Consider the following 12,194-nt stretch of genomic DNA (forward strand, 5'->3'; position numbering starts at 1 on the left):
GCTGCTGAGTAGACCCGATGCTGATGCGGGGCGTCAAGCGGAGTTCCGCACTGCTCTCTGCACGGCCGGTGTTCCCGCCGATGGGCGGCAACGTCGATCCCGGGCTTCGCCAGCACCACAGAACTCATGGCAGGCGCACCTCGACCAGGCCTCCGGTGACGGCGAAATGGATCCAGGTGCCGAGCACTGGTTTGCCGCTGGCACGGGTCACGCCCTCGGCATAGGCCTGCAACTGGCCGGAATGGCCGAGCGCCACCTGCCGCCAGTCGTCGCGGCCCCGGGGCGAGGCCTTGTGATCGATGATGACGTAGCCTGCCACGGTTTCCAGCAACAGGTCGATCCAGCCGTCGACGATCTGGTCATCGTTGTTGACGTAGCACACCGGGTGCTCGGGATAGAGGGCGGTCGGCTGAAAGTGTTGCGCCACGGCAGCGAGCAGGCGCTCGCAGCACTGGTCGGCGGCCGCCCCCGGGAGTATCGCCGCCACCCCGTGGTCGGCGAGGATGCGGGCGCTGTCGGCGTGGCCAAGCAGCCGACAGGCGATCACTGCGTGCAGGGCGGAACCGAGGGTGGCCGGATCAAAATCGCCCTCCAGCTGCAAGCGCTCCCCCAGCGTGATGACGTCGCCGATGCTGGCTTCCGCGCATGGCGGGAAGGCGGAGGGGCTCTGGCGCCGGGGCAGCAGGCTCGGCTCGGGGGCGGGGGTGTCTGGCCACTCGGGGTGGTACGGAGCCTGCGGCGGCAGTCGATAATCCGCTGCAAGGGCTTGGAAGTGTGTCGGGATACTGCTGCCGTCGGGCAATGACAGCTGTGCAGCCGTGGGCAGCATCCACTCCGCGTTGAGGGTGTCCATCCACGGCCCGCCGCTGCTCTTGCCCTCGCGGGTCAGGATCAGGGCATCCCGTGGCCGGGTCAGGCTCACATACAGCAGGCGCTTTGCTTCCTGGATTTCCTGCGCCATTGCCGCCCGCCCCTCGGCGCTGGCGTCGATGGTGTCCAGTACCGGGATGCCGGTGCTGTTGTTGCCGAAAAATGCCGGCCAGTAGTGCAGGCTGCGCCCGGCGAGTGGGTTGTCCAGGCTGACCGGCTCTGGCGAGGGCAGTACGGTCAGGCCCCACAGGCGCGGTTTCAGGGGGCTGGCCAGATCCATGGCAATCACCAGCGGCCACTCCAGGCCCTTGGCACCGTGGTGGGTGACCAGCTGGATGGCGTCCTCGTCGCCGCCGCTGGCCTGGGTGTCTTCCTCCGCGTCCGCCAGTGCCTGCAGCCACAGCACCAGGCCGGTGACGGTCGCCGGCTCGCGCTGGGCGCGGCACTGCTCCAGATAGTCCCCGGCGTGGGCCAGCAGGGCCGCGAGATTGTTGCGGCGGTGCTGGCTGCGCTGGCCGGTGGGTCCCCAGCGGTTGATTGACTGCGCCACCTCGCCCGCGTCCAGCGCCAGGCGCAGGGTTTCCACCGGGGTCAGGAAGCGCAGCCGTGCCCGGGCAGCGGCCAGTGCCGCCAGCGGGCCGTCAGCGCGGTCTTCGCGCCAGCGCTGGGGCATGGCGGCCGGATCGGCGAGCCAGGCCAGGCGCTCGCTGAGCCACTGTTCCGGGTTGCGGCACTCGGTGAGGCTGATGATCTCCGCCGAGGCCAGGGTGTCCGCCGGGTCGATCAGGCGCCGCAGGCAGGCCATGGCCAGGCAGCCCTCGGGTGTCGCCAGCAGCCCCGGGCGCTGGTAGCGGATCGGCAGCCGCGCCGTTGCCAGTGCCGCCGCCATTGCCGCGAGGTTGCTGTGGCTGCGGCAGAGAATGGCGATGTCGCGACAGCGGATGGTCCGCAGTTGCCGACTGTCCTTGTCGCAGACCAGGCGCCCGCTCTGCAGCAGTGCCTGAACTCCGGCGGCCAGTGCTGCCGCCCGTTCGGGCTTGTTGCGCCCCTCCAGTTGCCAGCACTCCACGGCGGGTCCGGGGGGCGTCTCCGACGCCGGCCGCGCGGGGCGCAGGGTCACCCGCTCGACCGGCAGGGTGTCGGCAAAGGCGGGTGCAAACAGGGCGTTGCTGTACGCCACCAGGGCGGCGCTGGAGCGCCAGGACCGGGGCAGCACCTCGGGTACCGAACCCCGCTCCCCAAGCCGCGCTACTACCGCATCCATCAGCGCCGGATCGGCGCCGCGGAAGCCGTAGATGGACTGCTTGATGTCGCCGACCCAGATGACGTCATCTGCCAGCGCCGACAGCTTCAGGAACAGGGCCAGCTGAATCGGGCTGGTGTCCTGGAACTCGTCCACCAGCAGCAGCTGCAGCTCTTCGCGCAGTACAGACGCCACCTCCGGGTGGTCCAGCAGCTGGTACAGACGCTGCTCCTGGTCGACAAAATCGATCAGGCCCCTGCGGTTTTTCAGCTGCTGGTAGGTATCCAGGCTGGCGGCGGCAATGGCGAAAACGTCGTCGCAGAAGTCCCCCAGGTCCGCGTGCAGCTGCGGGTGCTGCTCGAACCGGGCAGCTACCGCACTGACCGGTTCGGCGATGGCGCGGGATTTGGCCCCGGTCTTGCCCTTCGCCAGGCCGATCCATTCAGGCCAGGTCAGAGTGCGCTTGATCAACGCCGCCTGGGCCTGTTGCAGGCGGGACTGGTAGTCCGCCGTGGCCTGGGTGCTGTCGTGGTCGGTGTCGAGTGCGGACAGGGCGTGGTTGACTGCTGCCAGCAGCTCGGCGTTCAGGTCCAGCGCGGTCGCAGTGGGGAAGTGCGCGAGCAGGGCGCTGGCACTGGCGCTGCCGAGGTCGCGGATATCCGCGGCGGACTGGTTGTTGGCCCGGGCCGCGTCGACAATCTTTTTCACTTCCTGCCGCCAGAGCTGCTGGCGACTGCGCTGGTCCACAATCTGCAGCCGGTGGCTCAGCGCGTTCATCTTGCGCAGGCGCGGCCGGTCGTCGGCCAGGGCCTGCTCCATGGCCTGGTAGAACAGCACATTGCCCTGGGCCTCGTCGATCACCTGCTGCTCCGGGGGCATCCCGGCCTCGAAGGCGAATCGCCGCAGCAGTTCACCACAGACGCCGTTCACGGTGCCGATCAGGGCCTGCTCCATGCGCACTGCGGTGGCGTGCTCCCCGGCCTCTATCAGCGCCCGGCGCACACGCTCCTGCAGCTCGCTGGCAGCCAGCCGGGTAAAGGTGGTGGCGATCACCCCGGCGGGTTCAACCCGTCCCCGGGCCAGGCGGTCGCGCAGCTCCGTAGTGAGACGAAACGTCTTGCCGCTGCCGGCCCCGGCGCTGATGAAGTGGATATTGGTGCTCATGCATTGTCATCCCAGCCGGTCAGCGCGCGGTAGTCGCTGAAGCTGTCACTGGTGGCGGGCATGGGCAGCCCGTCCTCGCCCGGGCTGGAGTCGGCATCGGGCTCGGTGCCGGTCACCGTCACTTCGATCAGGCCGCGGTCAAACTGCTGCCTGCGCCAGCGCCAGGTGTGCTCGAACCGGTGCCAGTACTCCTCGGGGCCGGCATCCGCCGGTGGTGCGACAATCTCCGCTGCGGGGAAAAACGTGTGGTTGAGGCTCAGCATGTGGGCATCACTGACGATGAAATAGCTCAGGCAGGGGCTCTGGCTGACGCCCGCCGCCCGCCGCAGCCGGGCGTACACCGCCAGCTGCAGGAAGCTGCCTTCGAGCAGGGACTGGCGCCGGTATTTGCGCCCCCCCCACTTGATGTCGACCACCGCCTCGCGGCCGTCGGCGCCGAGCGCCAGCAGGTCGATGGAGCCGGTCAACCTGCCGCCGCCGAAGCTGCCCTGCAGTTCCTGTTCCATCGCTACTGCCACGACTCCGGCCTCCTGCAGATGCGCCACCAGTGCTGCCAGGGCTTCCTGCAGCACGGTGATGAACCGCTCGCACTCGGCCTGGCGCCCGGCCTCCAGCAGCAGCGCACCTTCCTGTTGCAGCAGCGCATAGCAATGGGTATCCACCCAGCTTGCGATGCCATGGCCGGCGATTGTCTGCACCTCGGGGTGGGCCTGGAAAAACAGTTCCAGCAGGCGGTGGGCGAGATTGCCTTTCAGGGTGGCACCATCGTTGACGCTGGCCAGGGATCCCGGCTGGATACGGGCGCCGTAGCGCAGCAGCCACTGGTAGGGGCTGTGAATCCAGGCGTCGAGGGAGGAATAGGATTCCGCTTCGCGTGCGGGGATCGCGGTGCCGGCGGGCAGCTGCCACCAGCGGGCCAGAGGTGGCAGTGCGCGCGCGGGCAGCGGGCTGTGGGGCAGGTCCAGCACCGTCGCGCTGACCGCATCCGCCGCAGCGAGTACCGGCAGGCCGTCACAGAGGCTGCACAGCAGGTCCCACAGCGGGTGCTGCTGCGCGGCGTCACCGTGCAGCACCAGGGTGCACTGCGCGCGTGCACTGAGCAGGGGGCGCTGCCAGGCGCGGCCCAGCCAATCCAGCCGCGCCGCCTCGTTGTGCAGAGTGACGCCGGCGGCCTCCAGGGCTGCGCACTCGCGGCGGGACCAGGGCCAGCGCTGGACCCGGTCGGCGGCCTGGCAGTCCCACCACAGGACCCGTTCGACGGCTGTAGTAAAACTGCCGGCGTGGCTGGCGGCGAGGGCATTGCCGGCCCCGGGCGCGGTCTGCGCGCAGCGGTCGGTGACCGCGCTGCCGCTACCGCGCACGTCCTCGATCAATCGCAGCACGTTGTCCCGGGTCAGCCGGTCGCGGCCGTGGGCCGCGAGTCGCTCGATCGCCTTGACCAGCTCCCGGGCCTGGTTGATGGCGGTGTTGTAGAGCGTTTGCTGGGCTGGATCCGTGCTCGCTTCACGGGCGCCCAGCAGCCACTCGGCCACACGCCGGGCACGGTTCGCAAGCTGTGCACCCGGTACCCCGCTATCCGGCGCGAACCGTTCCGGCTGCAGCCAGAAGTCGATGGCCTGGCCCAGGTTCCGGTCGCCATCGGCGGCTGCCAGGCAGTCGGCCACCGCAGCCTCCCAGGCCGGGCTGCCGATGCCGGGGACCGCCGCCACAGTGCGCGCCAGCGCCCGCCGTACCGGCTGCGGCAAGGGGCCCACCGGATGCGCCAGAAACTGGAACAGGGCAGTGGGATTCAGTGGCTGCCAGAGCAGTTCGCAGGCCAGCGGCAGCAGCTGGAATACCGGCCGCCAGGGTGAGGCGCTGCCGAATCCCAGGCGCGCGCCGCCGCTGGCCTCCAGGGCCTCATCCAGCTGGTCTCCGCGCTGCTCGGCGAGCACCGCCAGTGTCTCCCCGGGGCTGGCTGCGAGCTGCCGCCGGATCAAGCGGGCGACCAGCGGCGCGCTGGCGTGAGGCGAGTCCGCGGTCAGCACCCGCAGGCTGCCATCGCCGGTCAGTGCCACTTTGCCGGTTTCGGTTGCGGCGGCCAGCAGCCGTTCCTGTACCCGCCGCAGATCACTGCCCGCCGCCCCTCGCAGCGGGGCCTGGGCAGCCTCGATCAGCTCAGTCTGCAGAGCCCGCAACAGGCACTGCCAGAGCGGGGGAAAATCCTCGAGACGGTCCAGCAGGTGGATCTCGGTGATGGCCGGGTCGTGCGTGGTCAGGAGGTCCAGTACTCGCTGCAGACGCTGGCCCTGGCCTGGCTCTACCGCGGCGGCGGCCACCTGTTCAATCGTTGCCATGTCAGCCAGGCGCCCCGGTACCGCGCCCTCGAAACGGCCATTCCAGCCCGCCAGGTACCACTGGTCCCGCCACTGCAGCAGGCTGCGGGCGACGGCGAAGGGGTCTGCCTGCCAGGAGGCGTGGTAAAAAGCGGCGGGCTGGTTGCACTGGTCGACGCAGGCGAGATACTGGATCAGGCGGGTACTGAAAGGCGTGTCAGTGGCGGGAATGCCGAGCCGGGCTTCCAGCGCGGCGAGAAAGCGCGATGGTCCCAGCGTGACCCGGCCCAGGGCGGGTTCCGTGGGCACGGGTTGCGGTCCATCCCCCACCAGGCTGAGCGTGATGACGAGCGGGCCGGGCGCGGCTGCGACCATGGCGGGTTCCCGTGGCAGTGTGAGAGAGCAGTGTACTGAAATGCTACCGCCGCTCAAGCAATGCGTTTATTCCCGGGCCTGACTCACCTATCCTGTAGTCCGATGTGCTCAACTCAGGTGAAATTCCGATGAAAAAGCTGCTGTTGTTGGCGGTAGTGGTAGTGACCGGGGCCGCGCTGGCGGCACCCTCCGTGCTGGGTTTTTCCCTCTGGCGTTTGGGGGATGCGCTGGCGGTCGCCACCGGGATGGGCGCCAAGCTCGGTTGCTCGGCCCATTTTGTCAGCGGCCATGACCGCCAGCAGATCCTTGCAGATCTCGCCAGCTACACGCCCATCAACCGGCGGCTGACGCTGGAGTTCAGCGACAACCGGGTCCAGGCCTCCCTGTTTGGTCTCGCCGCCACCAGCGCCACCTGGCGCCCCGGTCTCGGCTGCACCCTGGACATCGGCGATACGACGGCGCTGGACACGCTGGTTGTCGACAGGAACTGGGCCGCTGCGCAGCAACCGGCACCGGCGCTGCAGGTGGACGCAGCGCTGCAGGCTGCGGTAGCGACCTTGATGGCCGCCGACCAGGCCGCGGGCCTGCAGACCCGGGCACTGCTGGTGCTGCAGGATGGCACGCTGGCGGCGGAGAGCTACGCCGGGGGCTTTGGCGCGGATAGTCCCATGCTGGGTTGGTCCATGGGCAAGAGTGTGGTGGCGATCCTGTTCGGGCGCATGGAGGCGCTGGGCTTGCTGCCCGCGGACCCGCCCACCCCGCTGTTTGCCGCCTGGGCCGGGGACGAGCGTCGCGAGTTGACTCTGCAGCAGCTGCTGCAGATGACCTCGGGGCTGGATTGGGACGAGACCTATGCGCCGGGCAGTGACTCCACCCGGATGCTGTTCCAGGCTCACAGCGCCGCCAACCTGGCCATGGCCAGCCCGCTTGCGCACACGCCCGGCAGCACCTTCTCCTACTCTTCCGGCACCACCAACCTGCTGGCGCGCTATCTTCACGACCGGCTGGGTGGGCCCCAGGCGCAGCTGGACTTTCTCCACCGCGAACTGCTGCAGCCGCTGGGCCTGGGCCGGATGCTGCTGGAAATGGATCCCTCGGGTGTGCTGGTGGGCAGCTCCTACGTCTATGGCTCCGCGCGCGACTGGGCGCAGCTGGGCCAGTTGCTCCTGGATCGGGGCCGCAGCAACGGCGCCCAGCTGTTGCCCGCAGACTGGGTGGCGCGTGCCACCCGGCCCAACGCCAGTGACAACGATCCGCGCTATGGCTACCAGCTCTGGCTCAACGGCGGTGGCGACAGCCTGCGCTGGCCGGACCTGCCGGCGGATGCCTATGCCATGCAGGGCAACCGCGGGCAGGTAGTGATGATCGTGCCCTCCCGCGATGCGGTGCTGGTGCGACTGGGTTGGACGGCCGGCGACTATCCGGTTTCTGCCGGATTGGGGCAGTTGTTGGCTGCGCTGCCAAGGTAACACTTTGCCCGGAGTCGGCTCCGGTAATTTTCACACTCTCGCGCCGCATTGTGATCTGAAAAATAAAAATCACTAAAAACAATAATATAAATGACATTGGGAGAATTGGTAGAGGTTTTTATAGGTCGATACCCTGCCGGCATTAACAACTGTTAATGATCCGAAATCCTTGAATATGGGTATATGTGTTACCATGTGTGCAATGACGTAACACATGACCTTTCAGGAGAGTAGTAATGAATACCCTAGCTGTAACAGTCAGGCTCGCCACCCTGGCACTAACCGCTGCCCTTGGCAGCACCGCTTTCGCCCAGTCAGCCGACTATGCCAACACCGGCGCGACCCTGGCGCTGAATGACGCGCCGGCGATCGAGAACTGGGAGCCGACCCTGGCTGCCAACGGTGATCAGGCCCGGGCAGAATCCGTGGAGCGCGGACTGGTGATTTCGGCTGAAGAAATCTCGCAGAAACTCAACGAGCAGCTGGAAGCCAAGATGGCGCGCAAGCTCGAACTCGCCATCTGACCCCTGGTCCCTGTTATGATCTGGCAGCAAGTCCATAGACAAGGAGTGCTGCCATGGTCGAGCCACTGGCTCCAGAGCAGGTTTACCGCGCCTGCAGCGGGGAAGGTTTTGATTTTGAAGCCACCAGCGAACTGGAACCGCTGGACCTGCTCTACGGTCACGACCGGGCTCGCGATGCGCTGAACTTCGGCACCGCGATTCGCAGCGATGGCTTCAACCTCTACGTGCTGGGTGATCCCGGCCACGGTCGGCACGAGCTGGTGGCACAGTTTCTTGAAGCCCGCGCCCGCAAGGAAGCCTCGCCCGGTGACTGGGCCTATCGCTACAACTTCGACGAGCCCTCCCGGCCGTTTCATCTCGCCCTGCCGGCCGGTTTGGGGCGGCAGCTGCACACCGACCTGGGCCAGCTTGTCGACGAATTGAAGACCGCGATTCCCGCCCTGTTCGAGAGCGAGGAGTACCAGAACCGCCTGCAGGAAATGAACCAGGCCATGGGTGACCGCCAGCGGGATGCCATCGAGGCGATCCGCCGGGAGGCCCGGGAGCAGGACATCCTGCTGGTGTCCACGCCCAACGGGTTCACCTTTGCACCCGTGGATGACAAGGCCGACGGCGACAGCATGATGTCTCCGGAGGCCTTCCGGGCCCTGCCCAGGGAAGACCGCGAGCGCATCGAGGGCACGGTCGACATTCTCCAGCGCAAGCTGACCCAGGCCATTCGCCAGATGCCCCTGCTGGCCCGCGAGCTGCGCCACCAGGTGGATGCCCTGAACGCGGAAATGCTGCAGACAGCGATTGGCGCGCCGCTGGCGGAACTGGAGGAGCGCTACCGGGAACAGGCCGGGGTACTGGCGCACCTGCAGGCCTGTCGCGAGGCCATGCTGTCCCACGTCAACGTGTTTCTCGCCGAAAGCCCCGAGGTGTCCCCGGAGGCGGTATTCAGTCGCTTCCAGATCAACCTGCTGGTGGACAACAGCGACTGCACGGGGGCGCCGGTCATCTATCAGGACCTGCCCAGCCACCAGCATCTTGTGGGCCGCACCGAACATCACGTGCACAACGGTACCCTGGTCACCGATTTCTCCCTGATCCGCGCCGGGGCCCTGCACCGCGCCAACGGCGGCTACCTGCTGATCGATGTGCGCGGCGTACTGACCCAGCCCGGCGCCTGGGAGACCCTGAAGCGGGTCCTGCGCGCGGGCGAAATCCGTACCGAGTCACTGGAGCAGGCTTACGGCCTGATCAGTACCGTGAGCCTGGAACCCGAGCCCATCCCGCTGGACGTCAAAGTGGTGCTGCTGGGCGAGCGCCTGTTCTACTATCTGCTCTGCGAACACGATCCCGAGTTCCTGGAACTGTTCAAGGTACAGGCGGATCTCGAGGATGAACTGGCCCGGGACCCGGCCAACCAGGCGCTGTACGCACGGATGATTGGCACCCTGGCCCGGAACGCGGGTCTGCTGCCATTGGGCCGGGACGGCGTGGCGGCGGTGATCGAGCGCGCCAGCCGCCTGGCGGACGACCAGCGCAAGCTCACCGCGCGCCAGCGCGAATTGCGGGATCTGTTGCTGGAAGCACAGCACTGGGCCAGCGAGTCCGGCGCCAGTGTGATCGGCCGCGAGCACGTGGAACAGGCAGTGACCCAGCAACTCTGGCGCGCCAGTCGCTTGCGCGAGCGCAGCCACGAGATGATTCATCGCGGTACCGTGATGATCGATACCGCCGGCTCTGTAGTGGGGCAGGTCAATGGCCTGTCGGTGCTGACCCTCGGGGATTTTGCCTTTGGGCAGCCCTCCCGCATCACCGCGACGGCGCGCCCCGGTGGCGGCCAGCTGGTCGATATCGAGCGCGAGGCCCGCATGGGCGGGCGCATCCATTCCAAGGCGGTGTTGATCATTGGCCGCTATCTGGCCAACCGCTACGCGCCGGACGTCCCCCTGTCCCTGTCCGCGAGCCTGGTGTTCGAGCAGTCCTACGGCGGTGTCGAAGGCGATTCCGCGTCAGTGGCGGAGATCTGCGCCCTGGTCTCGGCCATTGCCCGGGTGGGGCTGGACCAGTCCTTCGCGGTAACCGGGTCAGTGAACCAGCGCGGGGAAGTGCAGGCGGTGGGCGGTGTGAACGAAAAGATCGAAGGTTTTTTTGACGTCTGCCGCGCTCGCGGCGAGGTCAGCGGTCACGCCGTGTTGTTGCCCGCCAGCAATGTCGAGCACCTGATGCTGAAAGGCGAGGTGCGCGAGGCGGTGGCCGACGGGCGCTTCCGCATCTACCCGATTCGCCATGTCGACGAGGCCTTGACGCTGCTCACCGGCACCGATGGCGCCGAGCTGGAACGGTTGGTGGCTGAACGGCTGGCGCTGTTCGCGGCTGCGGTCAAGGCGGCCAGGGCCGACGACGACAGCGACCAGGAGTACAGTCAGGAGGATGACGAGCATGAACGTTGATGCCCCACTGCGGCGCCGACGCTCGGATATCCGCGTGCTGGCACTGCTGGATGCGTCGCGCCACAGCCTGGCGGCTCTGCAGGCGGCGGTGGAACTCGCCGCGCAACGCCGGGCGGAACTGGTGGCCCTGTATGTGGAGGACCAGGATCTGGTGCACTCGGCGCAATTCCCTTTCTCCCGGGAAGTGGGCGCCCGGTCCGGTCTGGCGCGACCGCTGTCGCCGGCACAGATGGAGGCTACCCTGGCGCGGCAGCTGCAGCGGGCGACCCTGGCGCTGGAGGCGGCTGTCGCCGGGCGCGGTCTGGCACACTCGCTGCAAGTGAGTCGCGGGCGGGTGGTGAATGCGGCCCTGGCCCTGGCGGGCCCGGGCGACCTGCTGGTACTGGGCAAGGCCGGGTTGTCGGCCCACTGCGGCGGGGCGCGCCTGGGCTCCAACTGCCGCGCGTTGATCCTGCAGGCACCCTGCACGGTATTGATCCACGACGAGCGTCACCCGCCGCGCAAGGGCCCCCTGCGGGTGCTGTCGGAACCGGTGCCGGAGGAGTTGCTGGCATTGCCCCTGTGCGACCGGGTCGAGCGCCTGCACCTGCACGATGCCTTGAGTCTGGAGCACAATCTGGCCCATGCCCGCAGTGGCGCCCTGCTGCTGCACCGGGCGGAGCTGCGGCAACTGGTGGGGGAGGACCCGGACCTGCTGGCGCGGATCCCGGTGCCGGTTATTGTGGTGCCCGACCCGCGCTGACATCCGCCATGCGCTGTCTGTAGTCCCAGCTGAACATGCGTTCGGGGCTTATGGTAATGAGCATTTCCTCATCCTTGCGTGCCAGCAGCCAGTTGCCGACCCGCGACTCCTCTTGCCCCAGGTAGCGGTCCAGCAGTGTTTCCAGGACATCGTGGTCGCCCAGCGGTGCCAGGCTGGCCTGGCCCTGGCCACGCACGCCGTGGTAGGGCGGGTCATTGGGGGACACCTCGAAGCCTACCCGCGGATCCTGCTCCAGCAGCTTGACCAGCGCGGACTTGCGGTGTGACACGCAGAGCAGCGCGGCGTCGCGGTAGGCGTACCACACCGATACCACCCGCGGGTAGCCGTCGCGGCTGGTACAGGCCAGGCGCAGGGGGAAAGTGACGTCGCCCAGGAACTGCTCGATCTGGCGCAGGTTCCAGGGGCCTTTCAGGGTCGCGGGCATGGGTGTCCTCAGCCGGGGTATTGCCGCAGTATAAGCTGGTCGCCGCGCTGGGTGAATTCAATATGCTTCAGGAACGACATGCCGAGCAGGATTTCACTGGTTTGCAGGCCCGGTACAATGCCTGCGCTGACATTGTCCAGGGCGATGTCGCCGACGCTGACCCGGTCCAGGCGGGTGGCGTAGGAAACGGCGACACCGTTGGCGGTCTGGGTGCGAAAAGCGCGACCCCGCTCCAGCTTGAGGCGGCGGGCGATGTTCTCGGGGATGGCGACGCCGGTCGCGCCCGTATCCAGCATGAACACAACCGGTTCACCGTTGATCCTGCCGCTGGTGACATAGTGGCCGAAGCGATTGCGCTGCAGGACCACCTCGCGGATGCCGCCCTCCGCATAGCGCGTTTCCAGCATCTGGTTGGGATTGTGGCGCCGGCCCAGCAGGTCGTTGAACCAGGCCGCCAGCAGCGCCATCAGCACGACCCAGGCAAGTACCTGCATGGTGGTGCCCAGCCGTTTCTGCTCTGTCACATCGTTTCCCATGTTGCCACCTTAGCACGCGCTCGTGACGCCGCAGTGTCCACTGCGGTGACTAAAAATTGATCCGGAACAA

At 67.6% G+C, this 12,194-nt stretch carries 8 protein-coding genes; 4 read left to right on the forward strand and 4 right to left on the reverse strand.

What is annotated here, in order from left to right; translation table 11 throughout:
• Nucleotides 1–124: 124 nt before the first annotated feature.
• Both RLO07_RS17990 and RLO07_RS17995 read right to left on the reverse strand, forming a co-directional pair.
• On the reverse strand, nt 125–3,277 hold the full coding sequence (locus RLO07_RS17990; RefSeq protein ID WP_462293527.1) for a UvrD-helicase domain-containing protein: 3,153 nt from the start codon (nt 3,275–3,277) through the stop codon (nt 125–127).
• Nucleotides 3,274–5,967, reverse strand: a complete 2,694-nt coding sequence (locus RLO07_RS17995) for a PD-(D/E)XK nuclease family protein (RefSeq protein WP_462293528.1) — start codon at nt 5,965–5,967, stop codon at nt 3,274–3,276. Before RLO07_RS17995 ends, RLO07_RS17990 begins: the two co-directional genes overlap by 4 nt.
• 128 nt (nt 5,968–6,095) lie before the next feature.
• On the opposite strand from RLO07_RS17995, the gene RLO07_RS18000 reads away from it, so the two are divergent.
• From RLO07_RS18000 to RLO07_RS18015, 4 genes are all read left to right on the forward strand, one after another.
• Nucleotides 6,096–7,436, forward strand: coding sequence for a serine hydrolase domain-containing protein (locus RLO07_RS18000; RefSeq protein WP_462293529.1), 1,341 nt, complete (start codon nt 6,096–6,098; stop codon nt 7,434–7,436).
• 236 nt (nt 7,437–7,672) lie between these two features.
• Entirely contained in the window at nt 7,673–7,960 is a 288-nt protein-coding gene (locus RLO07_RS18005; RefSeq protein WP_462293530.1) for a hypothetical protein, read from the forward strand.
• Between the two features lie 53 nt (nt 7,961–8,013).
• Nucleotides 8,014–10,401 (forward strand): Lon protease family protein, encoded by a 2,388-nt coding sequence (locus RLO07_RS18010; protein ID WP_462293531.1) that lies wholly within the window; start codon nt 8,014–8,016, stop codon nt 10,399–10,401.
• Nucleotides 10,391–11,143, forward strand: a complete 753-nt coding sequence (locus RLO07_RS18015; protein WP_462293532.1) for a universal stress protein — start codon at nt 10,391–10,393, stop codon at nt 11,141–11,143. Before RLO07_RS18010 ends, RLO07_RS18015 begins: the two co-directional genes overlap by 11 nt.
• On the opposite strand, the gene RLO07_RS18020 is transcribed toward RLO07_RS18015, so the two are convergent.
• Both RLO07_RS18020 and RLO07_RS18025 read right to left on the reverse strand, forming a co-directional pair.
• Nucleotides 11,118–11,588, reverse strand: a complete 471-nt coding sequence (locus RLO07_RS18020; protein ID WP_462293533.1) for a pyridoxamine 5'-phosphate oxidase family protein — start codon at nt 11,586–11,588, stop codon at nt 11,118–11,120. The two genes, RLO07_RS18015 and RLO07_RS18020, sit on opposite strands and share 26 nt — an antisense overlap.
• 8 nt (nt 11,589–11,596) lie before the next feature.
• Complete coding sequence (locus RLO07_RS18025) at nt 11,597–12,124, reverse strand: retropepsin-like aspartic protease family protein (RefSeq protein ID WP_462293534.1); 528 nt, start codon at nt 12,122–12,124, stop codon at nt 11,597–11,599.
• Between the last annotated feature and the right edge of the window lie 70 nt (nt 12,125–12,194).

This window comes from Haliea sp. (assembly GCF_040221975.1).
Lineage (GTDB): Bacteria > Pseudomonadota > Gammaproteobacteria > Pseudomonadales > Halieaceae > Haliea.